We start from the raw sequence: 22,970 nt of genomic DNA, 5'->3' as shown, positions 1-22,970 counted from the left end.
ATTATAAACCTTCTGGGTTTAAAATGAGGACCACTCGTCCATCACCGAGAATTGTCGCACCAGAGAAATAATTAGAACTCTCTGCAAAGAAGTCACCTAATGACTTTAAGACTATTTCTCTTTGACCGATAATTGTGTTTACAATAAGTCCATAGCTGCGATGTGTATTACGAACAATTAACACAGGAACCATTTGACCATCATATGACGCAAACGCCTCATCTGCTGTTTTCTCACCAAATACCGTACTTAAATGCTTCACTTCAATAATTTGATTACGGTAATTTAACACATCTTTTCCTTGTATGGATTGGATGTCTTCTCTCTTAATTCGAATTGCTTCAACAATATTACCAAGAGGTAAAGCATAACGTTTATCATTCGTTTGAACAAGCATAGATTGTATAATAGACAACGTTAATGGAAGTTCAATTCTGAATGTACTGCCTTTACCTTCTTCAGAATCAATAATTAAATGTCCACCTAAACTATGGATTGTATGTTTCACTACATCTAATCCAACCCCACGCCCAGAAAGGTCTGATACAACTTCAGCTGTACTAAATCCTGGTTGGAAGATCAAATCAAATATTTCACGGTCTGTTAATTTATTTGCCTCAGATTCTGTTACAACACCATTTTTAATCGCTTTTTCTAATACTTTCCCTTTATGAATTCCATTTCCATCATCCGTAATTTGAATTACGACATGATTTCCACTATGGAACGCTTCTAATTTAATTGTACCTGTCTCATTTTTACCTGCATCACGACGTTGTTCAACAGTTTCAACCCCATGATCAATTGCATTACGAATTAAATGAACAAGCGGATCACCGATTTCATCAATAACAATTTTATCGACTTCAGTATCTTCACCTGTAATTTGTAAATCGATTTTTTTCCCTAAATCTTTCGCTAACATACGTACCATACGCGGGAAACGATTAAAGACTGTTTCAATCGGCACCATACGCATGTTTAGAAGTACATTTTGAATATCTTTTGAAATATCACCTAATCGATTTAAATGCTCAATTAATTCTTTGTTTTGAATTGCTTGTGCCAATTCATCTATACGACCACGCTCAATTACACTTTCTTCAAACATGTTCATTAATCTTTCAATTTTTTCTAATTGAACACGTATGGAACGATTTTCTACTTTACCATTTTTCGTTTTTGCAGTGCTTTTAGCTGGTGTAGCATTAGCAGATTGTTTAGATACTTCTTTAGTTGATTCCACATGCGTAGCCGCTTGTATAACTTCTTGTACGACTTCTTGTGTAACCAATTTTTCCGAAACTACTTCTTTTGATGTATGTCCTTGCTTCACTTCTACTTTCTCAATTTCAGAAACATGAAGCACTACTTGTTTTAATTCTTCTTCACTTTGATCAGTATCCATAAATACTGTGAACTCAAACCCAAAAGCATCTGCTTCAATTTCTTCAATACTAGGAACTGTTTTTTTTACATTACCTACATTTTGTAGCGCTTCAATACACATAATCGCACGTACTGCTTTTAAAATAGCTTGTTGCTCAACAGTTATATGCACTTCATGTGAAGCTGCATCATCGTTATTTATGGTTTCTTGTTCTATATGTTCAGTAGGAATTTCTATATTGCCGTTCAATAATGCTTCTAATTTCTGTTTCGTTGCAACTACATCAATATTGCCCATGCCACCTTGCTGCACATCTGCAACCATCTTCTCTAAATTATCAATGCACTCAAAAATCACATCAATAATCTCCGCATTTACAACTATATTCCCATGACGAATTTCATCTAAAACGTTTTCCATTTTATGCGTTAAATCCGCCATTTCCGTAAATTCCATACTCGCTGACATACCTTTAAATGTATGAGCTGAGCGGAATATTTCTCCCACAACATCCATATCAGTAGGATTTTGTTCTAAAGTTAGCACATTTTCATTTAGCGATTGTAAATGTTCTTCTGATTCCTCAAAAAATATATTTAATAGATCTGTTTGCATTTTAATCCCCTACCTGTCTAACAAACATTTCATTCATGTATAACAATTTAGTGTTTTAAAACGAGAAAAAAGGGGGCCACACGCATATCCGCTATCAATGTTTAGATTCCTTGTGGCACCCCTTCTATATTAGCTGTTTGCTACTTTTGTTAAAGCTTCAATTACGCGATCTGCTTGGAATGGCTTTACAATAAAGTCTTTTGCCCCACCCTTAATTGCATCTAATACCATACCTTGTTGTCCCATTGCAGAACAAATAACAACTTTTGCACTTGCATCAATTTTAATAATTTCTTTTAATGCTTCAAGTCCGTCCATTTCTGGCATAGTAATATCTAATGTAACTATATCAGGTTGAAGTTCTTTATACTTTTGAATTGCCTCTACTCCATTTTCCGCTTCTCCGATTACTTCAAATTCAGAATTACTTTTTAATAAGTTTTTAATCATTGTTCGCATGAACATCGCATCGTCTACAACTAAAATTTTATGTGCCATTCTTTTTGATTCTCTCCTTCTATGTATAAATATATCTTAATATTTAACCTTATCATTCTCACTCATTATACAAAATAAAATGATAAAATTTAATATTTTTTTAAAAGAATTTTCGTATTTTTATTATTTTATTATTAAAATGATAATATACTATTCTTTTATATAAATGACAACGCGACGGTTTTTTTCCCAATTTTGCGGTGAATCATTTGGTACAACTGGTTTTGTGTCTGCATATCCTACCGCAGCTAACCTTTTATCATCGACATTATACACTTCGATTAAGTGGTGAATCATATTTGCTGCTCGTGCGGAAGATAATTCCCAGTTTGAAGGGAATTTGTCGTTATGAATAGGTCTACTGTCTGTATGTCCTTCTACAACAATGGGATTTGGTACCGATTGGAAAAACCCAACTAATTGACTTATTATCTCTTTCGCTTCTGGTTTAACGTTCGCGTCACCTGTATCAAATATTAAATTATCTACTATAACAACGCTTACTCCCGTATCCTCTCGATATACATTCACTTGACTAATACCGTTATTATCTACATATGCTTTTAACTTCTTATATAATTCATCCATTCTTTTTTTCGAAATCATTTTTTCATCATTTTTTTCATGCGAAATATCTGGTATTGTATTTTCCATTACTTTTGCATCTACTTGCTCCGTATCACTAAACTTTTCAAGCATCTTTGACAATTTTACTGCATCCTGCTTTGAAGTAGCAACTAGTAATACAAAGAAAGTTAATAATAACATCGTTAAATCTGTAAAAGTCGTCATCCAACGAGGCGATCCCTTTTGCGGTCGTTTCATCATCACCATACCACTCCTTGCAATATTAGGCTGCTCGTTTTACTTTTTTTATCTTTGTTTCGTATACATACGTATCCAGTTTCAACTTTAATTTAGACGGAATTTGTCCACGATACAATTCTGAAATTGCTTCAATAACAAACTTCTTCTCTGTATATAAATCCTCAATCCCTCTATACACTTTTTCAGCAAGTGGGATTGCAATCATATTTGCAAGTACAGATCCATACAATGTCGTTAACATCGCAACTGCCATCCCGGTACCAATTTGCGATGTGTCTTGCAAGTTTTGAAGCATAATGATAAGACCAATTAAAGTCCCTATCATACCCCAAGCAGGAGCGAAATCACCAATTTTATCTAATAACGCCGCTCCTTTTCTTAACTCATACACTTCCGTTTCAACATCTTTCATTAACACTTCTTTTAATTCCTCTTCATCGTAACCACTTAACATTAACCGAATTCCTTTTTGAATAAAAGGGTTGTCTACTTGCTCTCCATCAACTTCTAAAGAAAGCAGACCGTGTTTTTTAGACTTTTTCGAAAAATCAACAAACAAATCCGTTAACTGTTCTAAATCTTCTTCTCTTCTATGTAAAACAGTAAAAATACTTTTCGTATATTTTTTTATTTCTCCAAATCGATATGCCACAACAATTGTCGCTGTTGTTCCCCCTATAACAATTAAAATAGATGAAACATCTAAAAAGTTTTTAAAAGCTTTTATTCCGCCTCCGCCAAGCATAATTGCCGCTATTACAATAGCAAAACCTACTATTATGCCCACTGGGCTAGAAATATCAAACTTCCTTTTTTTTCTTTCTGGTCTAGCAAACACTTGATTTTCGTCTCCCATATTCCTGCCCTTCCTTTTCATTTTTATAAAACATTTTTTTATTTTAATAATGCGTTTTCACATATAATGTTTATTATACGCTTATCATCTATTTATCGCAATATACTCATAAAATTGACACATTTCATTTCCATATTAGAATTGTAGTATGGAAATATGAGGAGGATCACGATGGAACATAACATTTTACAAGTCATTGCACTAGCAGAAAAACTAAAATATGAAATGCGACATAGCTGGCTTTCTAACGGACGTCAAGAAAGCGTTGCTGAACATACGTGGCGCATGTCTTTAATGGCCATTTTAGTTGAACCTTATTTAGATCAAAAAGTAAATATTGAAAAATTACTTAAAATGGTGATTATTCACGACCTAGTCGAAGCAGAAGCTGGTGATATTCCTGCTTTTGATACAATGAATAGTCATGAATTACAACTACAAAAACAAATAAATGAACAAGAAGCAATTTTAAATATTAAACGAACATTAAAAGGTTCTCTCGGCGAGGAATTATATGATTTATGGATGGAGTTTGAAGCGAAAGAAACGTACGAAGCAAAAGTTGCTAACGCACTTGATAAGCTTGAGGTAAAAATTCAGCATAACGAAGCTGATATTGATACGTGGCTGCCAATTGAACATAAAATGACATTCCAAGTAGCAAAGCATACAAACTTTGATTCTTTCCTATCTAAATTACAAAAAATCATTGAGCAAGATGGTGAAAATAAATTATTAGCTGCTGGCATTGACGTTGAAGCTTGCAAGCAATAATGAAATAAGACACTCAGCACGAGTGTCTTATTTCATTATTGTTGATACAGCCTGCTTGTAAATAAGTTGTTGTTTTCCATCAACTAACATTAAAACGGTAAATTTGTCTATTGCAACAATTTCTCCTACTATTCTAACGCCACTCTTTAAAAAAATTGTAACAATACCTTTTTCTTCTTTTATTTGTTTATATAGCTCTTCTTGTAAATGTTCCAAATACATCTCTCTCCTTTTTCATTGAATATCTTAATATAAAAAACTACAAATTTTTTATTTATGTACTTTATCTTTTACATTCATAAACTTATTAATAAGTATATCTAAATCTCGGCTAAATAACAAAACTTTATCATGATCCAATCCATGTCTAGCAACAAGTTGAATTAGCTCTTTCTTTTTGTTTTCTATTTTATTTTTTAATTGTCCCATCTCCATCTCTTCACTAAAACTCCCTTTTCCCATAATATTACTTGTAAAATTATAGTACAAATTCTCTCATAAAAAAATATAAAAATGGTTTTTATTACAATTTTTATATTTTTTTATGAACAAATCGCAAAATATATAACGATTCATCTCCATATCCGTAGCTCTATATACAATTAGAATGACCATACAGGCGTTTGTCTAATTACAAAAGAGACTGGCTCCTTTTCTATACAAAAAACATACTGTATATAGTAGTCCATGAATTATATAGATTAACTTACTCAAAAGGAGGAACACATATGAGTTATGGTGGAAGTTGCGCTGGTTTCGGCGGTGGATTTGCTTTGCTTATCGTACTATTCATCCTTCTAATCATCATCGGATGTAGCTGTTGGGGTGGCGGCGGATACGGATACTAATATATCCTATCCTTAACAAATGAACAAAAAACTATAAGAAAACAGCTCATATTTGAGCTGTTTTTTCATACTTTCGTATGAAATTATGTCCCTCTTTTTTCTGATTTCAACTCATAAAAAAATGTTTACTATGAAATAAGAAGCATTTTTACTTAGGAGGATTACAATGATTAAAGGCCTTTACGAAGCACATTTACCTGTACGTAACTTAGAAGTATCAATATCTTTTTATGAATCACTTGGACTAAAATTATATAAAAGAGGAGATGATATTGCTTTCTTTTGGATTAAAGAAAATGAAAGCTGGCTCGGCCTTTGGGAAGGCACAGAATACAAAGTGAATTATCATCCCTCTTTACGACACATCGCCTTTCAAGTAAGTTTACATGATTTAGAAAATGCGATTCATTGGCTAAATCAAAAAGGAATTTCAGCACGAAAAGACTTTGGAATGGAACCAATTGAACCAATTGTTTTTCCTGAATTAGCACATGCCGCTGTATACCACTATTTGATTCTATTTGGGCCATTTACATTTTTATCTTTTTGACTCGCATTGCTACATCATTTTTCGATCCGGCTTCATTTTCTTATAAAACAATGCTCATACGTGCTGAAGAACGCGCGCAATTCAACGCTTGGAGTAACTTTTGTACAAGCGGAGCTTTCATTATCGGTCCAGCTCTTGCTGGAATACTTCTCACCACGCACTCAGCAACCTTTGTTATTTACTGCAACTCACTTTCCTTTCTACTTTCTACCATTCTCATTTACTTCTTGCCAAACATTGCATTACAAACAAAGCAAAACGAAGAAGTTGCAAATACTTTCGTACAAACATTACGAAATGATTGGAAACAAGTTTTTTCATTTGCTCGAACAGAAACTTACATTATTCTCATATTCGTTTTATTTCAAGCGACTATGCTTGTCGCTATGGCACTCGATTCACAAGAAGTTGTTTTCACAAATCAAGTACTGCTTTTATCCAACATGGAATATAGCATGCTTGTTAGTATAACTGGTGCAGCTTACGTTTTCGGTTCATTTCTTGTTTCTCTCTTTGCTAAACGATTACCGATTCAATATTGTATCGGATTCGGTATGATTTTTACAGCAATAGGCTATGTAATTTTCGCCTTTTCAAATTCATTTCTCGTCGCAGCAGGCGGTTTTATTTTACTTGGAGTTTCTTCATCATTTGCTGGTACTGGCTTTATAACATTTTATCAAAATAACATACCTGTACATATGATAGGACGTATTGATAGCGTGTTTGATTCCATAAAAAGTTTTATCCAAGTCTTTTTCATTTTAGCAATTGGAGCATCCGCACAATTTCTTTCCGTCCAAATTACTGTAATAAGTAGCTCGTTACTCATTCTTTTCCTTTCCTGTTTATTAGCAATCCAGGTAATGACGTCTTCACGAGAAAAATATTTTAAAGCTACAGAATCGTCATTAGAATACTAACTAAAAAATAAAAAGCGGCTATTATGCCGCTTTTTATCCCACATTAAATAGCAGTAAGATCCCCCACTTTATGTTAAAATATGTATTGGATCTAATTATGTAGGAGGGCTTTTTTGAATACTATATTCATTTTCATATGTATTATATTAGTAGCTTCTATTTTACAAACAAGTACAGGTTTTGGCTTTTCTATTATGGCAACACCTTTCTTACTCATGTTATTTCTACCACAAGAAGCTATACAAATAAATATTATTTTATCATTAATTATTTCTATATCACTCATTTGGAAAATAAGAATGGACATTGATTTTATTCTACTGAAAAGATTAATTTTCGGAAGTATAGTTGGTGTTCCTTTTGGTATTTTCATTTTCATTTCCATTAACATCAACACGTTTAAATTAGCAATTAGCATCCTGCTCTTACTATTAACATTAATGCTAATCTGTAACTTTAAGATTCAATCAACAAAATCTAGAGATTTCTTAGTGGGCGGATTATCAGGTCTTTTAACAACAAGTATCGGTATGCCGGGACCACCCCTTTTACTGTACTTTACAGGAACTGATACGAAAAAAGAGAAGCTAAGAGCAACTACTTTAGCTTTTTATCTATTTATATATTTCATTAGCCTACTAACTCAAATACTCTTTACTGGCACAAACAAAACGATTTGGGAATCAAGTTTTTACGCTATTCCAATCGTATTTCTAGGTTTGTATATAGGTCAAATTATTTTCAAATGGCTTAATCAACGGATTTTCAAAATATTTACGTATATTCTTTTGAGCTGCACAGGTATATATCTTCTTATTGAAAGTTTGCATTTGTTATAGAAGGTGCTTTAGTTTGTGCCATAACAGATGGGTTTTAAATGAAGTATCGTCGTTATATTTTTAAACATGATAACGATAAAAAAGCGGCTATTATGCCGCTTTTTATGTTCAAATTAAATATTTTAAAACTAGAAGCCCACCTATCGCTATTACAAACACATTGAAAAAAATCAGCCAACCTTTTTCAAAATCTTTATATCTCTCTTCTTTCACTCCACGTTGTTTTAGCTTCTCAATTACGTTTTTCAATTCTTGTTCATGCTCGGTACTTCCTAATTGTATATAGTTATTATCTATAGTAATTCCATATACATTCTTCATTTTTTTATGTCGCGAAACTGCTTGAATTGAGTTAATTAGCACATTGTACTCATTTATTTTTTTGAAATAACAATCTAACGATTTAATTCGTAATCTTGTATTTGTTAAAACAATGTAATAGTAAAAGGTAGCACCTGCCGTGAATATATTCGGTATAACTTTAGAATTTACAAGACTTCCTTCTTCCACTAATATTTCATATTCGATTTTTTCTCCTTCTTGTAACTCTTTACGAACTGATTCTTCCAACATTTGCATCGTTAATTTCTTCAATAACTCCCCGTTTTTCACATAATACTTATCTATATTGATAGACTCATTTGCTTCTTTCTCTAAACGTGTAATCTCTTCCTCTGAATATTGGAGTTCATTTAACATAGATAATAATCTTTTATCCATATTACACACTCCCTTTCCACAGTTTTTGAATTTTTTTCTTCCCACGAGAAATTCGATTGTATATGTAATCCACCGTTACTTTTAATTCTTTCGCAATATCGTCAATGGAATATCCATCAATATACCTCTTTAAAAAAATATATCGATCTTTCTTATTTAAATCTTGAACTATTTCCATAATCTCTTCTTCTTGTTCTATTTCATACCTATCATGGACACCTGTATCTATTTCTACGTCTTTATCGATTTTATTCTCTTTATATACTTTCTTTTTATATTCCAGTGCCTTTAATTTAGTAATACCAATCATCCAAGATTTTAAGTTCCCCTTGTCTATATCAAATTGATCGATATGAAACCAAATGACAGTAAATACATCGTTATAACAATCATCCACATATTGTTTCTCCATAGGGGTACTTAATGATTTATGAATAATGTACAAAATTAATTTTCCATATTGATCAATCACTTCTTTCAAAGCATCTTGATCGCGTTTTTTCATAGCTATAATTAAATCCTCTTCAGAATTGAAAATCATAAGCATCTTCCTTCCTCAATTCCCCTTTAGCAGCTGCCTTTACTTACTATTGGCATTTCATTCTCATTTTCTATCACTTTTGTAAAAAATTATTAATTTTTATTTCTATGTATATGATAACAAACAAAATACCTAAGTTCAGAAAGTAGTATCTACATTCTAAACTTAGGTATTAACAATTAAACTATTTATTTATACTAACGTTCCATCACAAATCTCTGTTACGTTTTTAAAATATTGCAAGTTCTCCTTCGCTTCAGCTTCATTAAATAAATTGAGTTGCTTCATTTATATTTATTCGAAGACGATCACCTTTCTCCTCCAAAAAAGGCAAACCTACATCACAGGTTTGCCTCTTTACTCATTTCTTATTTAATCCTTTCTCATTTAAAAACTCTTTCATGTGCATTCTTTTTTCTTTAGACATAAACGAACTCATTGATTCCGTCCATGTTACGCTTTTCTTGTTTGATGATCTTTCTTTATAATACGCGCTCATCGTTTCATCGTATTCATTTAATAATTCATCATATTTCTTTTCATCATATCCATTTTCATGAAGGATTGCTGCTACTGGTAAGCGTGGTTTTACTCCATGATCTTCATCTGGTACACCGACTGTCATTCCGAATACAGGATATACTTTATCCGGTAAATGAAGCAATTCGCTCACTTCTCTCGGATTATTACGAATACCACCAATATAACAAATACCGTATCCTAACGATTCTGCTGCTAACGCTAAGTTTTGCGCAAAAAGTGAAGCATCTACCGTTGCTACGATAAAGTCTTCTACTCCTTCATGCTTTATCTCTGTACCATGTTTTTCACATGCCATTTCAAGTCGTTTTAAATCTGCACAACAAACAAAGAATGCTGCGCAATCTTTCACATGTCGATTTCCAGACAACTCTGCTAGTTTAGCCTTTAAGTCTTGATCGGTTACATATATAACAGAATAGGCCTGTACAAAATGAGAGGACGCAGCATGCTGCCCAGCTTGCACCATTCTTTCTACTACATCTTTCGGAATGGACTCTTCTTTATATTTACGAACTGAAACGTGTTGCTCCATTTTATGTATCATTTCATTCATGAAAATCACTCCTTTTTTCTCTTCCTAATGAGAAATTAACATATCTTTTTCAATATTCACAACTTATAAGCACAAAAAGAGCAATTCTTTTTGAATTGCCCTTTTTTAAAACGTCTATCAATACGGTAAATGAAATTATATCGACGATAATTTAAATATATCAACGATTCCTTACACTATATCAACGATTTTTCGAATATATCGTCGATTCGACAAGGAATATCGACTTACCGACAAATAACGACAAACTCACACCAAATTATTTCTTATCTTATTACGCCGCTTTCAATACTTTAACACCTTTTACGATATTCCAAATAAAGTAGTAAATTCCTACAAGAATGAACACTGCATATGTGATCATCATTCCAATTCCAGCACCGTCAGATTGATTGAATCCTAAACCGTATATTCCTGATATTGCTAATCCTCCGAATAAGATTGCGTACGGGAAAATATGTGACCAAAATGCTTTTTTCGCGTGGTATTTCACTTCATCTTCCGCAACGAAGTACACGATAATTGGTAGTAAAAATGGCGCAAAAAAGATACTAAAGTAACATAGTGAAGATAATATATTATTTCCTTTCATCCGATTCACCTCTAAATAGTTTTGTTACCTTCATTATGTCAGGAATCCACTCTAGAAACTATCGCTTTACCTTTCATGAACATGACACATTTGTAAGATTTCGCTCAAAAAATCCCGCCTAGAATGCTAGGCGGGATCACTTTCACTATATTCGATTCATAAACCAATATTGCGTAATAGCTAAATACTCTCGTATATTCGATGGAATGACAATTCGCTTCGGTGTTGCGGCCGGAAGACCTTCTAATTGTAAACCTTGTTTTGCTGCTATTTTTTTCGCTCTAAACATATGGAAATCGTTTGTTACGATCATTCCTTTTTTCATATTGTCCGGAATTAAAGGTTTTGAGAATTTTATATTTTCATCTGTACTCGTTGACTTATCTTCCATAATAATGCGGTCTTCTGCAATATTTAGTTTCATTAATTCATTTTTCATTGCTAATGCTTCTGAAATATCTTCTCCTTTTCCTTTCCCTCCAGACACAATAGCAATTGCTTTCTCATGTGATTTCAAATACTCAGCTGCTTTATCGATACGATATTGCAATGAGTACGATGGTTTCGTTCCGTTTACTTTCGAGCCTAATACAATGATATAATCCGCATCATAGGTGGCATTCATTTGCCCGTGCTTATAAATGTTATATTGTAAAAACCCCATATAAACGGCGCAAACCATTATAATTCCTATCATATACTTAATTATTTTCTTTTTTTTCATATCCGTATACTCCTATGTTCTTTGCTTCTTTCATGATAATATCCATTTATTTGTTTGTATACAGACAAATTCCAATTCACCCTAATTTATCCTCTAAAAAGTAATATTTATATTCCTTTCGGGAACAGTAAGTACAACTTTGCACGAAGGAGTGTCTCTATTGCTTCTCTTTTTATGTAACGTATCGTTCTTTTTTATCTTATTTTTACTATCACTTAAGATGCTTGGTAAATCAGCTTTAGCACAACTAACTCCTCATGATTTTGGTGCTATTATCTTTTTATCTTATTTAGCTTTTCAGGCCATACCAGTCTCTGGTGCTTTGCAAGCTTTTCTCGGTATGGTCGTTATTACATGTTTGCATTTAATCCTTACAAAATTAAGCCTATTCAACAAACTAAATCGTTTTATTCTCGGGCACCCCATTATTTTAATTAAACATGGTGACATTATTTTTGAGAACTTACAAAAAAGTAGATATCCCATTGCTGAATTACTTTCTAACCTTCGCGTCGCAGGATACCCAAGTGTTCATGAAATTGAATACGCTATTTTAGAAGCAAATGGAGCCATTAGTATTTTACCAAAGCGTGAACTTGTCCCATTAACTCCGAAAGATTTGAACATAGATGTTAAGTATGCGGGATTACCAATTGCCCTTATTGTTGATTCGCAAATTCAATACGATAACTTAAAGTTAATTCATAAGGACGAAAAGTGGTTATATAAAGAATTAAAAGAAAAAGGAATTACAAACATTAAAAATGTTGCCTTTGCTTCTGTTCAAGAAATTGATGGATCTTTTGCTATTAGTTTAAAAAAATAAAAAATCCCCTTACTTGCTCAAGGGGATTTTCTTCATTATATTACTTCCTTCTCTCCTGCCATGTTTAATGGAACAGGATGTTTCATACGATTCATCGTAAATAAGATAATCGCTGTTATTACTTCAGCTACTGGCATAACGAGCCAAATTCCGTTTATCCCAAATAACTTTGGCATAATCCATAATAATGGAATAATAAATAGTAGCCCTCGGCTCATTATAATCAGTATTGATTTCTTCGTTTGTCGTACTGATTGGAAGTACTCTCCATACACAATGTTATAGCCTAAAAATACGTATTGGATAAAGAACAAACTAATACCTGTTAATGTTAACTCCAATAATTGTGGAGATTGGACATCAAATAGCCCAATAATATATTTCCCGAAGAATAATCCGACAATTATCGCAACGCCGCCAAGTACAACTGCAATTTTCACAGCAAACTGTAATCCTTCACGTAATCTTTCTGATAAATTTGCACCGTAATGGAAACTAGCAATTGGTTGCAATGCAGCACCTACACCGAAGAATAATAGTAATGTCATAGCATGAATGCTGTTTACCATCGCATAGGAAGCTACTCCTACTTCTCCTGCATATTGAACGAATGCTATATTAAAACCAATCGTTACGATTGCCACTGTACTTTCTGTTATAAAGCTCGGAAAACCGATTATCATAATTTGTTTAATCGTATCCCATTCAAAATGGAATTTCGTCCACTTTAAAATACTACTTTTTCTAAAGAAATGCGTTAATAATACAAGGAAACCAATTGCTGCCGAAAGAATAGTTGCTGAAGCAGCTCCTGTTACGCCCCATCCAAAAATAAAAATAAAAATATAGTCAAACACTATGTTTAATATAGCTGTTACAACAAGACCTGCCATTGCTAAATTAGGATTTCCATCATTTCGTATAAATGTACTTAAAATATTTTCTAAAACGTATATCATTCCAAATGTTAATAACACGTGTAAATAATCTAGCGCATACGGTAAAATCACTTCATTTGCACCGAATAAATACGCTAAATCTTCTATTCTCCATAAGCAAATCGCTGCTAAAATACCTACGATAATGACTGCCACTGTCATCGATTGAGTAAAAATAGACCTTGCTCTTTCTATTTTATTTTCACCTAGCGCAATGGAATATAACGTTGCCCCGCCCATTCCAATCCATAATGAAATAGAGAAGAAAATTGAAAATGCTGGAATAGCCACGTTTACTCCTGCTAATCCGTTCGCTCCAACTCCCCTACTAATCATAACCGCGTCAATCACAATATTAACTGACATTAATACCATTCCGAGAACGGCTGGTATTAAATAAGTAATAAATAAACTTTTAATTGGTTTTTCTCTTAATTTTTCTGTTACTTCCATACTATTTTGCTCCTTTTTTCAATGCTCTGTTCACAGTTTAAACCTTCAAGTAACTTGAAGGTCAAGAGAGAATTAAAAAATAGGTAACTGAATTATATTAATGAATGTAAATTTGTCATCAGTTCAAAGGTTTTCACCTTATTTTTTCACTACAGGAATTTGAATTTCTGTTACTTGCTCATCTGGATTTTCTGTTACAGACCAATCAATCAATGCAATCTCAATCGCATCTCCGTCTATTTCATATCCTTCTTGATCAATGTATTTCATTAACTTCTTATATGTTTCATCAGTTTCTTCATATGGCCCATGATGATATACACAGGCAAACATACCTTCTTTAATTTCATCTGAACGATGTACTTGAAAAGGCATGTAATCCAAAAGAATAAACACACTGCTATATGCTTGAAACTCATTTTGCATTAATCCTTTTTTCGCAACAGTTACACCGATATCTCCAGAAAATAAGCTATCATCCATTTGCCTCATATTTTTTTGCAACGAATGAATGTAGTACTCAAACATATCGTCCGTTGTATTTGGAGCAACCGCAATTGCTGTAATTTTTCGCCGCGGGATCTCTTTCATTACCATTTGTTCAGCTTTTGCTTTTGTGGCTTCCTTAATCAAATGAATTCTATGCTCCATTTTCGCCAAAGCGTACTCAATTTCTCTTTGTTTTTTCAACATCATTTCTTGTTGTTTTTCCAGTAAATTCAGTGCGTATGCTGGATTTCTTTCATCAATATATTTCTTAATTTCCTTTAATGGAATATTTAATTGGCGTAAAAATTTTATCGTATCTAATAGTGAAAATTGATCGATTGTGTAATAGCGATAATTTGTTTGTGGGTCCACAATGGACGGATGAAATATTCCTTTTTCATCATAATAACGTAAAGTAGATTCCGCTATATTATGCATTTTTGCCATTTCTCCAATTGTAAAACGTTTATTTAATAACATCTTTTATTCCCTTCCATTCCTATTTACTTCATTATATGTTCATTTTATCTTCAAAACAAAAAAAGAATTCCCATACGAGAATTCTTTTTATTCATTATTACACCTCTATTATTATAGGAAGGATCATCGGCTTTCTTTTCGTATTCGTATATATATACTTCCCTAAAGCTTCTCTTACTTCTCTTTTCAAAATACCCCAGCTATTCACTTTCTCTTTCTTTAAATTATTAATCGTAATAACAGCTAATTTATTTAATTCCTTCAAAAATTCTTCTGAATCACGAACATAGACAAATCCACGAGATATAATATCCGGACCTGAAATTATATCTCCATCCGCTTTATTAAAAGTAATAACTATAACGAGCATTCCATCTTCTGAAAGTTGTTTTCGATCACGTAATAAGGCATTTCCAACATCACCAATTCCTAATCCATCTACATATATATTTCCTGCCTGTATTTTTCTAGATTGAATTGCCACTTCATTACTTATATCTACAACATCTCCATTACGAACGATAAAAATATTCTCTTTTTCAACTCCAATTGATTCTGCTAACAAACTGTGATGATGTAGCATTCTAAATTCTCCATGAATAGGGATAAAATATTTTGGCTTCATTAAAGTGAGCATCAATTTCAACTCTTCTTGGTATGCATGACCGGATACATGTACTCCAGTCGAACTACCTGATCCGTAAATTACTTTTGCTCCTAATGCGAATAAATTATCTATAATTCGTGAAACGTTACGTTCATTTCCCGGAATAGGCGTTGCCGCTATAATAACCGTATCTTCTGGTAAAACATCCACTTGCCTATAGTTTCCACTAGCTAACCGCGCTAAAGCTGCCATTGGTTCTCCTTGGCTTCCTGTACAAAGGATTGCTACCTGCTTTGGATCTAAACGATTTACCTCATTTGCTTCAATTAACATACCATCTGGAATATTTAGATACCCTTTCTCTAGAGCAACTTCTACTACATTTACCATACTTCTCCCGAGCAAAGCCAGTTTTCGATTTGTTTTTATACAAGCTTCAACTATTTGCTGAACACGATTCACATTAGAAGCAAAAGTAGAAATAATCACTTTCCTATTTGCTTTCATAAATATTTCTTCTATCCGCTCCCCTACCGACCTTTCTGATGGAGTAAATCCTGGTCGTTCTGCATTTGTGCTTTCAGATAGTAAAGCTAGCACGCCTTCACTACCTATTTTAGCCATTTTATGAATATCAGGCTGTTGGTTATTTACTGGTGTTAAATCAAATTTAAAATCACCTGTATGTACTACAGTACCTTCTGGTGTATGGAAAGCAATACCGAGGCAATCTGGAATGCTATGATTCGTTTTAAAAAAAGTCGTCTTAATAGAACCAAAATCAATTTCTGATTCTGAATGAATAACGATTAATTCTGTATCATTTTGAAGGTTATGTTCCTTTAATTTAATTTCAATTAAACCTAACGTTAACTTCGTCGCATAGATTGGTACGTTTAGTTGTTTTAAAAAATATGGTATTCCGCCAATATGATCTTCATGTCCATGCGTTACTACTAATCCGCGAATTTTTTCTTTATTTTCTTGTAAGTATGTGACGTCTGGAATGATTAAATCAATTCCTAATAAACTTTCATCTGGAAATTTAGATCCGCAATCAATAACGACAATATCATTTTCATATTGAATAGCATACATATTTTTCCCTATTTCATTTACTCCGCCTAAAGCAACGATAGACAAGTTGTTTTTTAATGACTTCAAATTATATGCCCTCCCTTTCACAGTTATAATTCGTGAAATCGTATTTAGGCTTTATTATTTGTAATAGAAAAGGACTTCATACTATTTCATACATATAAAATTCACATGCTACTCTTATACCTATATCCCCAATAACACAAGTTCTTCGTAAAAAAGCTCCCATTTTTTCATTGATTTTTTGTAAAATCTATTATATATTAATTACAGGTTCAAATTACGAGTTCAAAAGAACTTGTAATCAGACCTTTTGTTTAATGGGTTTTACATATTTTCATTAGGCAAATTCCGAGAAATCGTATGATAAAAATAAAAATGATGAGGAGAGGATCCGATGGAATTCGAATTTTTCTTTCAAATTGCACTTATTTTATTAAGTACAAAGCTTGCTGGTGATCTTAGTGTTAGATTAGGCCAGCCTTCTGTACTCGGTAAATTAATTGTCGGTATCGTTATCGGTCCAGCTGTATTGGGTTGGATTGAAAATTCAGAACTTCTAACACAATTAAGTAATGTTGGGGTTATTCTTTTAATGTTTATGGCCGGTCTTGAAACAGACTTAGAGGAATTAAACGCAAATCGTAATTCTTCTTTAGCTGTTGCACTTGGAGGTATCATTCTTCCATTCGTAGGTGGTTACGTTTCTGGTCTTATTATCGGAATGGAACAAGGAAATGCTGTATTTTTAGGATTACTTCTATGTGCGACTAGTGTTAGTATTTCCGTTCAAACACTTCGCGATTTAGGCAAGATGAAAACACGTGAAAGTACAACTATGCTTGGCGCAGCTGTATTTGATGACATTCTTGTTGTTATTCTATTAGCATTTGCAATGAGCTTCTTAGGTACAGACGATGTTAACTTAACAATGGTTATCTTGAAGAAAGTTGTATTCTTCGCTTCTATTATTTTAATCGGATGGAAAGGTGTTCCTGCGATTATGCGCTGGTTATCACCACTACGCGTATCTGAGTCTATCGTGAGCGCGGCTCTTATCATCTGTTTCTCATTCGCATATTTCGGCGAATTATTAGGAATTGCTGGTATTATCGGTGCTTTCGCAGCTGGTATCGCTATTTCTCAAACGAACTACAAACATGAAGTAGAAAAGAAAGTAGAACCAATCGCTTACGCTATGTTCGTTCCAGTGTTCTTCGTAAGTATCGGTATGAATATTACATTTGACGGTATTGGCGATCAAATTTGGTTCATCTTAGCATTAACAGTAATCGCTGTATTAACGAAACTAATCGGTTGTGGCTTAGGTGCACGAATGACTGGATTTGACGCTAAGTCTTCTGCAATTATCGGTTCTGGAATGGTTTCTCGCGGTGAAGTTGCACTTATCATCGCAGGTACAGGGCTTTCTTCTGGACTACTAGCACAAGATTACTTTACAGCAATTGTTATTGTCGTTATTTTAACTACAATGATTACACCACCAATGTTAAAATACACTTTTGGTGCAAAAGATAAAGCAATGAAAGCAAGTAAATAAGTTTCATATAAAAAAAGGAGATTGCTATCTTATAAGATAGCAATCTCCTTTTTTGTTTTATCTTTAAACAATCCTGTTCTTTTTTAACCATTTTTCAAAAATAATTCGTGCTTCATCATCATCAATATCATTACTAAATGAATACACCATAATGCCATAATTATCTATATATTCACCTAATTTCATTTCCTCCACTTTCTTATAAAAATCGTTTACCTCATAGTGCGGAATATAAGCATCCCAAACTGGTTCATTTATTCTTTTGTACGCCGTCACTTCTAAATCATATCCATCTTCATAATATCCGATGTGATAATGTTGACTAGAATCATATTTCTTCATAATAAATCCCCCCTCTCTTTGAAAATTTATCATATTTCACCTCATAAATAAAAGCGAGCTGTATATTACAGCTCGCTCTATTCATTAAATACGTTCCATCGCTGTCTTCAACGTTCCAATAACAAAGGCAATTTCTTCACTTGAAATAACAAGCGGTGGTGCTAACGTTAAGACGTTATTATATCCTGCTGTTGTCATACCGTTCCGCCCTATAATTAAACCTTTTTCTTTACAAGCATTTACGACACTTGCAATTTTGTCGTTATCAATTGGCTCTTTCGTCTCTTTATCATTTACTAGTTCGATTCCAACTAGTAGACCTTTTCCTCTAATATCCCCTACAAGTGGATGTTCTCCAATTTCTTCTTTTAATTGCTCTAATAAAAGCGAACCCATTTGTGCAGATCGCTCAATTAAATTTTCATTTTCCATAATTTCTAAGTTTTTAAGCGCTAATGCACAAGCCGCAGGATTTCCACCAAATGTATTAATATGACGGAAGAATTCATATTCTCCTTTTCCTTTAAATGCTTCATATATTTCTTTTTTCACAGCTGTTGCTGATAATGGTAAATACGCACTCGTAATACCTTTTGCCATTGTAATAATATCTGGTTTCACATCATAATTCATAAATCCAAATGCCTTTCCTGTACGTCCAAAACCGCAAATTACTTCATCGCTAATGAGCAAGGCACCATGTTTTTGACACGTTTCATGAACAGCCTTCATATAGTCTTGTGGCGGCATTAAAATGCCTCCGCCCGTAATAATTGGTTCCATAATAAAAGCTGCAATCGTTTCACTTAATTCCCATGTCATGACCCGATCTACTTCTTTTACACATTCGACATCATAAATGTTCTCTCTTTCTATTCCAGGCATACGATAACAATCTGGCGGCGTTACATGTAAAAATCCTGAAGCAAATGGCTCATATTGATATCTACGCTGTGCTTGTCCCGTTGCTGCCATCGTTGCCATTGTATTCCCATGATACCCGCGGTAACGTGACATAAATTTATAACGATGTGGTTCACCTTTTTGCGTATAGTATTGTCTTGCTATTTTAAAAGCTGTTTCGTTCGCTTCCGAACCACTATTAGAGAAGAAAATAACATACTCCCCTCCAAGCCACTCATTTAATTTTTCTGCAAGCTTTATAGCGGGTTCATGCGATTGTGACATCGGAAAGTATGATAATGTTTGTAATTGCTTATATGCCGCCTCTGCGAGTTCTTTTCTTCCATATCCACTATTCACACACCAAAGACCACTCATACCATCTAAATATCTTTTTCCCTGTATATCTTCAATCCAGCACCCTTCTGCTTTTGCCCCTACCATTGTACTATTTGGACTAAAGGGACGCATTCCGTGCCAAACATATTGCTCATCTTTTGCTAATAATTCATCAGTCTGTTTCGTTTTCATCATTTCTTCCACCTTCCATAACAACTTATTTTTCACAAAAGCTGCGCTGGTGCCATGATGATTTAAATTTCTCCCTGCTATTTTCATTCCACAAAATTAAGACAAATCCTACTTACAAAGCAGTATTATTTACAAGAAAAGGACAAAAGAAAAAGGAGCTTTTCTTATCTATCGAAAAGCTCCTCTTTTTTAATGCGAAGACGCATCACTAATACCATGACCAGTATTTGATTTCACAAGAATTTCATCAAATTTCGCCGCATCTTCTTTCTTACTAGATAACACGGTTCCTAAATATGCTGCAAGAAATCCGAGCGGGATCGAAATAATTCCAGGTGTCGTATATGGGAAGATCGCTTCCCCAACAAATATAGCTTTTCCAGCTACAGGGCTCCAAACATTTGGGCTTAACGCTACGAGAACAATGGCTGATACAAGACCAACAATCATACCCGAGATGGCACCTGTCGTATTAAAACGCTTCCAATATATTGTAAATAATATAACTGGCAAGTTTGCACTGGCTGCAACTGCAAATGCTAATGAAACTAAAAATGCTACGTTCAATGTTTGAGCAAATAACGCTAGTATAATAGACAATACCGCTACTCCAATAGACGCATAACGAGCCATGGATACTTGCTCTTTTTCCGTTGATTTCCCCTTGCGAATAATTTCGTTATAAAAATCATGCGCGAATGCTGATGCTGCTGTTAATACAAGGCCTGCCACTACAGCTAAAATCGTTGCAAAGGCAATTGCTGATACGAAAGCAAATAAGAAATCTCCGCCCAATGCTTTAGCTAATAAAGGTGCTGCCATATTACCAGCAGGGTTTGCTTTCATAATCGCCTCATTCCCTACAAACGCCGCTGCCCCAAATCCTAAGAAAATTGTCATAATATAAAATGCGCCAATTAACCACGTAGCGTATACAACAGATTGACGTGCTGTTTTTGCATCACGTACAGTAAAAAAGCGAACAAGAATGTGTGGTAATCCTGCCGTACCAAGGACTAGTCCTAAATTTAAAGATAGCGTATCAAGACCATCCTTATACTTTACTCCTGGATTTAAAAACGAATCTTTTAATGGAGTAGCAGTTTTCATTTGAGCGAACATTTCAGTCACACTAAAATTAAATTTTGTGAAAACGATAACAGAAATAATAAATGTACCAGCCATAAGTAATACAGCCTTAACAATTTGCACCCAGCTCGTCGCGGTCATTCCGCCAAAAATAACGTACACTGTCATTAATGTACCAACAATTAAAACGGATGTTGTATATTCGATCCCTAATAATAACTTAATAAGTGCACCCGCCCCAACTAATTGTGCAATCATATAAAAAATTGAAATCGTCATCGTATTAAGCGCTGCAACTCCGCGAACTTTTTTCGCATCAAAACGCGCCGCAATCATATCCGCTAACGTGTACTTCCCTAAATTCCTTAGCGGTTCTGCGACAAGGTATAGAACAACTAAATAAGCAACTAAAAAGCCGATACTATAAAAGAAACCATCAAACCCAGTTAACGCGATCGCTCCAGCTATACCAAGAAAAGACGCAGCAGACATATAATCTCCCGCAATGGCCAGACCATTTTGCCAACCAGTTAATCCCCCTCCAGCTGTATAAAACTCACTCGCATTTTTCGTTTTTTTCGATGCAAAATAGGTTATGACGAGCGTACCAAGGACAATAATTAAAAATAGTGCAAATGCAGTCGTATTCAAGTTCAGCCCCTCCCTTTTTGCATATTTTGTAGAATTTTTTGCGAGATTTCATCAAAGGATTCCGCCTTTTTGCTATAAATCATACATAAAGCCCAAGTCATAATAAATTGTGCAAACGCAAATACCCACGCCCACGTAACATCACCAAATGCCGGTGTATTGAGTACCTTTGAATACGATGTTAAAATAGGTAAAGCAATAAAAAAACTTAAAAAGAAAATACTCATCGGAACGATAAACTTCTTTTTCTTATTTAATAACAATTGAAATTCTTCTGACTGAACAACCTCTGTATAATTCACCTCATTTTGTAACTTACGTGCTGACGTATCATCTCTTTTCATTCTCTTATCCCCTCTCTTACTAGAAATACAATTCCCCCTTGTATACCTAAAGACTAAATTTTACAAATATTCAGAAACTTATTTTCATTTTAGACAATCCATACATTCCTGCAAAGATTTTTCGATAGACATTTTTCGGCATTTTTCCCTAAGTTTTTAATATACTTTTTCAAAATAAAGTGACACCTTACTTATTTTTTCCTCATTAAAACAAAAGCAGTGCTTAACGCACTACTTTTGTCTCTTTTTCCTTTTCTAAATTACGAGCTGTTTCGCTTAATTCAACGTCTTTTCCATCTTTAAGCGTTCCAAATATGAAATCGAATACTGGATTTGAAACACCGAACCAAAACTTTTCATTTTTATAATGGTGTAATATGTGCTGTTTTTTTAGCCATCTTCCAAACTTAGTAATAGGACGAATTGGCTTATGTGCAATATAATGTTTCCATTCATAAACGAGAAGCATAATAATCATTCCAATTCCGAACGAAAGTGTAATAGTAACACTTTTTGTTATAGCATATGATATAAGTAAATATATAGTAAAGCTCGGTATACTAAACCATACAGGTAAAAATAAAAGTTTTAAATCATCTGGATATACGTGATGGTCATAATGTAATCTTCTTAGCATTTTTAATAAAAATACGTTTTTAGGTGGTTTTAAATGAAATAAAAACCGGTGTGTCATATATTCGTTTAGTGTATAAAAAATAATACCAAACAAACAGGATAACAAACCGATCCATGTGAAAAATTGCATTTTTAAAATAATGATAAAAACAAATAAAATACTATACATAATAACGATATCATGTTGTAAAAAGAACTCTTTCCCCACCCTCTTCATCTTACTCCCCC

Annotated in this window: 24 protein-coding genes and 2 pseudogenes; 7 read left to right on the top strand and 19 right to left on the bottom strand. The window is 33.7% G+C overall.

Annotation, left to right across the window (positions count from 1 at the left end; translation table 11 throughout):
* Position 1: 1 nt before the first annotated feature.
* The 4 genes from ACVWY7_RS13825 to ACVWY7_RS13810 all read right to left on the bottom strand — a co-directional run bounded on the left by ACVWY7_RS13825 (position 2) and on the right by ACVWY7_RS13810 (position 4,187).
* The gene (locus tag ACVWY7_RS13825) at positions 2-2,005 is read right to left on the bottom strand and encodes a chemotaxis protein CheA (RefSeq protein WP_105989097.1); all 2,004 of its coding nucleotides are present in this window, start codon (positions 2,003-2,005) and stop codon (positions 2-4) included.
* 129 nt (positions 2,006-2,134) lie between these two features.
* Positions 2,135-2,503 carry a response regulator gene (locus ACVWY7_RS13820; protein WP_000940575.1) on the bottom strand — a complete coding sequence of 123 codons (369 nt, stop codon included), beginning with the start codon at positions 2,501-2,503 and terminating at the stop codon, positions 2,135-2,137.
* A 150-nt stretch (positions 2,504-2,653) separates the two neighbouring features.
* Positions 2,654-3,331, bottom strand: a complete 678-nt coding sequence (locus ACVWY7_RS13815) for an OmpA family protein (RefSeq protein ID WP_000977942.1) — start codon at positions 3,329-3,331, stop codon at positions 2,654-2,656.
* 22 nt (positions 3,332-3,353) lie between these two features.
* Entirely contained in the window at positions 3,354-4,187 is an 834-nt protein-coding gene (locus tag ACVWY7_RS13810) for a flagellar motor protein MotP (RefSeq protein WP_000502152.1), read from the bottom strand.
* A 171-nt stretch (positions 4,188-4,358) separates the two neighbouring features.
* Between ACVWY7_RS13810 and ACVWY7_RS13805 the strand changes: the two genes are divergently transcribed.
* Positions 4,359-4,961, top strand: a complete 603-nt coding sequence (locus ACVWY7_RS13805; RefSeq protein ID WP_000400754.1) for an HD domain-containing protein — start codon at positions 4,359-4,361, stop codon at positions 4,959-4,961.
* A gap of 27 nt (positions 4,962-4,988) precedes the next feature.
* Here the strand turns inward: ACVWY7_RS13805 and hfq are convergent, their stop codons facing one another.
* Together hfq and ACVWY7_RS13795 are read right to left on the bottom strand one after the other, a co-directional pair.
* Complete coding sequence (gene hfq / locus ACVWY7_RS13800) at positions 4,989-5,177, bottom strand: RNA chaperone Hfq (protein WP_000400658.1); 189 nt, start codon at positions 5,175-5,177, stop codon at positions 4,989-4,991.
* Positions 5,178-5,231: 54 nt separating this feature from the next.
* A complete protein-coding gene (locus tag ACVWY7_RS13795) occupies positions 5,232-5,450 on the bottom strand; it encodes an aspartyl-phosphate phosphatase Spo0E family protein (RefSeq protein WP_002080856.1) in 219 nt (72 codons plus the stop codon).
* Between the two features lie 239 nt (positions 5,451-5,689).
* Here ACVWY7_RS13795 and ACVWY7_RS13790 point away from each other — a divergent pair, with 239 nt between their 5' ends.
* The 4 genes and pseudogenes from ACVWY7_RS13790 to ACVWY7_RS13775 all read left to right on the top strand — a co-directional run bounded on the left by ACVWY7_RS13790 (position 5,690) and on the right by ACVWY7_RS13775 (position 8,121).
* Positions 5,690-5,809 (top strand): YjcZ family sporulation protein, encoded by a 120-nt coding sequence (locus tag ACVWY7_RS13790; protein WP_000120179.1) that lies wholly within the window; start codon positions 5,690-5,692, stop codon positions 5,807-5,809.
* 166 nt (positions 5,810-5,975) lie between these two features.
* Positions 5,976-6,314 (top strand): annotated as a pseudogene (locus ACVWY7_RS13785) (VOC family protein); the annotation flags it as partial.
* Positions 6,308-7,282: pseudogene (locus ACVWY7_RS13780) on the top strand (MFS transporter); the annotation flags it as partial. The pseudogenes ACVWY7_RS13785 and ACVWY7_RS13780, both read left to right, overlap by 7 nt.
* A gap of 113 nt (positions 7,283-7,395) precedes the next feature.
* Entirely contained in the window at positions 7,396-8,121 is a 726-nt protein-coding gene (locus ACVWY7_RS13775) for a sulfite exporter TauE/SafE family protein (protein WP_001092063.1), read from the top strand.
* Between the two features lie 108 nt (positions 8,122-8,229).
* Here ACVWY7_RS13775 and ACVWY7_RS13770 read toward each other — a convergent pair whose 3' ends face one another.
* From ACVWY7_RS13770 to ACVWY7_RS13750, 5 genes are all read right to left on the bottom strand, one after another.
* Positions 8,230-8,841 carry a flagellar motor switch protein FliG gene (locus ACVWY7_RS13770; protein WP_139242226.1) on the bottom strand — a complete coding sequence of 204 codons (612 nt, stop codon included), beginning with the start codon at positions 8,839-8,841 and terminating at the stop codon, positions 8,230-8,232.
* Position 8,842: 1 nt separating this feature from the next.
* A complete protein-coding gene (locus ACVWY7_RS13765) occupies positions 8,843-9,388 on the bottom strand; it encodes a sigma-70 family RNA polymerase sigma factor (protein WP_139242225.1) in 546 nt (181 codons plus the stop codon).
* Positions 9,389-9,743: 355 nt separating this feature from the next.
* On the bottom strand, positions 9,744-10,478 hold the full coding sequence (gene nfsA, locus ACVWY7_RS13760; RefSeq protein WP_001004542.1) for an oxygen-insensitive NADPH nitroreductase: 735 nt from the start codon (positions 10,476-10,478) through the stop codon (positions 9,744-9,746).
* Between the two features lie 274 nt (positions 10,479-10,752).
* The gene (locus ACVWY7_RS13755) at positions 10,753-11,070 is read right to left on the bottom strand and encodes a DUF4870 domain-containing protein (RefSeq protein ID WP_000678042.1); all 318 of its coding nucleotides are present in this window, start codon (positions 11,068-11,070) and stop codon (positions 10,753-10,755) included.
* Positions 11,071-11,215: 145 nt separating this feature from the next.
* The gene (locus ACVWY7_RS13750) at positions 11,216-11,794 is read right to left on the bottom strand and encodes a YdcF family protein (RefSeq protein WP_000727386.1); all 579 of its coding nucleotides are present in this window, start codon (positions 11,792-11,794) and stop codon (positions 11,216-11,218) included.
* A gap of 160 nt (positions 11,795-11,954) precedes the next feature.
* On the opposite strand from ACVWY7_RS13750, the gene ACVWY7_RS13745 reads away from it, so the two are divergent.
* Positions 11,955-12,620, top strand: a complete 666-nt coding sequence (locus ACVWY7_RS13745; RefSeq protein ID WP_000923930.1) for a DUF421 domain-containing protein — start codon at positions 11,955-11,957, stop codon at positions 12,618-12,620.
* 35 nt (positions 12,621-12,655) lie between these two features.
* Here the strand turns inward: ACVWY7_RS13745 and ACVWY7_RS13740 are convergent, their stop codons facing one another.
* The 3 genes from ACVWY7_RS13740 to ACVWY7_RS13730 form a co-directional block, all read right to left on the bottom strand.
* Positions 12,656-14,011 (bottom strand): MATE family efflux transporter, encoded by a 1,356-nt coding sequence (locus tag ACVWY7_RS13740; RefSeq protein ID WP_000454047.1) that lies wholly within the window; start codon positions 14,009-14,011, stop codon positions 12,656-12,658.
* Positions 14,012-14,149: 138 nt separating this feature from the next.
* The gene (locus ACVWY7_RS13735; protein ID WP_000925923.1) at positions 14,150-14,980 is read right to left on the bottom strand and encodes a MerR family transcriptional regulator; all 831 of its coding nucleotides are present in this window, start codon (positions 14,978-14,980) and stop codon (positions 14,150-14,152) included.
* A 97-nt stretch (positions 14,981-15,077) separates the two neighbouring features.
* Positions 15,078-16,751, bottom strand: coding sequence for a ribonuclease J (locus ACVWY7_RS13730; RefSeq protein WP_073522673.1), 1,674 nt, complete (start codon positions 16,749-16,751; stop codon positions 15,078-15,080).
* 331 nt (positions 16,752-17,082) lie between these two features.
* On the opposite strand from ACVWY7_RS13730, the gene ACVWY7_RS13725 reads away from it, so the two are divergent.
* Positions 17,083-18,246, top strand: a complete 1,164-nt coding sequence (locus ACVWY7_RS13725; protein ID WP_073522671.1) for a cation:proton antiporter — start codon at positions 17,083-17,085, stop codon at positions 18,244-18,246.
* Between the two features lie 63 nt (positions 18,247-18,309).
* Here ACVWY7_RS13725 and ACVWY7_RS13720 read toward each other — a convergent pair whose 3' ends face one another.
* From ACVWY7_RS13720 to ACVWY7_RS13700, 5 genes are all read right to left on the bottom strand, one after another.
* Positions 18,310-18,588, bottom strand: a complete 279-nt coding sequence (locus ACVWY7_RS13720) for a DUF3986 family protein (RefSeq protein WP_000759700.1) — start codon at positions 18,586-18,588, stop codon at positions 18,310-18,312.
* 84 nt (positions 18,589-18,672) lie between these two features.
* A complete protein-coding gene (locus ACVWY7_RS13715) occupies positions 18,673-20,022 on the bottom strand; it encodes an aspartate aminotransferase family protein (protein WP_000850949.1) in 1,350 nt (449 codons plus the stop codon).
* A 189-nt stretch (positions 20,023-20,211) separates the two neighbouring features.
* Positions 20,212-21,762: a solute symporter family protein gene (locus tag ACVWY7_RS13710; RefSeq protein WP_212113797.1), complete on the bottom strand. Its 1,551-nt coding sequence runs from the start codon at positions 21,760-21,762 to the stop codon at positions 20,212-20,214.
* 2 nt (positions 21,763-21,764) lie between these two features.
* Positions 21,765-22,106, bottom strand: coding sequence for a DUF485 domain-containing protein (locus tag ACVWY7_RS13705; RefSeq protein ID WP_000817360.1), 342 nt, complete (start codon positions 22,104-22,106; stop codon positions 21,765-21,767).
* 223 nt (positions 22,107-22,329) lie between these two features.
* A complete protein-coding gene (locus tag ACVWY7_RS13700) occupies positions 22,330-22,959 on the bottom strand; it encodes a sterol desaturase family protein (protein ID WP_000832154.1) in 630 nt (209 codons plus the stop codon).
* Between the last annotated feature and the right edge of the window lie 11 nt (positions 22,960-22,970).

The organism is Bacillus sp. TE9106W, assembly GCF_054062215.1.
Note: the sequence above shows the minus strand (reverse complement) of the source record. Positions and strands in the feature narration are given on the sequence as shown.

Bases quoted from the DNA above. Each gene is read 5' to 3' on its own strand.
- ACVWY7_RS13825 (WP_105989097.1), bottom strand. From the start codon at position 2,005: ATGCAAACAGATCTATTAAATATATTTTTTGAGGAATCAGAAGAACAT.
- ACVWY7_RS13820 (WP_000940575.1), bottom strand. From the start codon at position 2,503: ATGGCACATAAAATTTTAGTTGTAGACGATGCGATGTTCATGCGAACA.
- ACVWY7_RS13815 (WP_000977942.1), bottom strand. From the start codon at position 3,331: ATGATGAAACGACCGCAAAAGGGATCGCCTCGTTGGATGACGACTTTT.
- ACVWY7_RS13810 (WP_000502152.1), bottom strand. From the start codon at position 4,187: ATGGGAGACGAAAATCAAGTGTTTGCTAGACCAGAAAGAAAAAAAAGG.
- ACVWY7_RS13805 (WP_000400754.1), top strand. From the start codon at position 4,359: ATGGAACATAACATTTTACAAGTCATTGCACTAGCAGAAAAACTAAAA.
- ACVWY7_RS13790 (WP_000120179.1), top strand. From the start codon at position 5,690: ATGAGTTATGGTGGAAGTTGCGCTGGTTTCGGCGGTGGATTTGCTTTG.
- ACVWY7_RS13770 (WP_139242226.1), bottom strand. From the start codon at position 8,841: ATGGATAAAAGATTATTATCTATGTTAAATGAACTCCAATATTCAGAG.
- ACVWY7_RS13765 (WP_139242225.1), bottom strand. From the start codon at position 9,388: ATGCTTATGATTTTCAATTCTGAAGAGGATTTAATTATAGCTATGAAA.
- nfsA (WP_001004542.1), bottom strand. From the start codon at position 10,478: ATGAATGAAATGATACATAAAATGGAGCAACACGTTTCAGTTCGTAAA.
- ACVWY7_RS13755 (WP_000678042.1), bottom strand. From the start codon at position 11,070: ATGAAAGGAAATAATATATTATCTTCACTATGTTACTTTAGTATCTTT.
- ACVWY7_RS13750 (WP_000727386.1), bottom strand. From the start codon at position 11,794: ATGAAAAAAAAGAAAATAATTAAGTATATGATAGGAATTATAATGGTT.
- ACVWY7_RS13740 (WP_000454047.1), bottom strand. From the start codon at position 14,011: ATGGAAGTAACAGAAAAATTAAGAGAAAAACCAATTAAAAGTTTATTT.
- ACVWY7_RS13735 (WP_000925923.1), bottom strand. From the start codon at position 14,980: ATGTTATTAAATAAACGTTTTACAATTGGAGAAATGGCAAAAATGCAT.
- ACVWY7_RS13725 (WP_073522671.1), top strand. From the start codon at position 17,083: ATGGAATTCGAATTTTTCTTTCAAATTGCACTTATTTTATTAAGTACA.
- ACVWY7_RS13720 (WP_000759700.1), bottom strand. From the start codon at position 18,588: ATGAAGAAATATGATTCTAGTCAACATTATCACATCGGATATTATGAA.
- ACVWY7_RS13715 (WP_000850949.1), bottom strand. From the start codon at position 20,022: ATGAAAACGAAACAGACTGATGAATTATTAGCAAAAGATGAGCAATAT.
- ACVWY7_RS13705 (WP_000817360.1), bottom strand. From the start codon at position 22,106: ATGAAAAGAGATGATACGTCAGCACGTAAGTTACAAAATGAGGTGAAT.
- ACVWY7_RS13700 (WP_000832154.1), bottom strand. From the start codon at position 22,959: ATGAAGAGGGTGGGGAAAGAGTTCTTTTTACAACATGATATCGTTATT.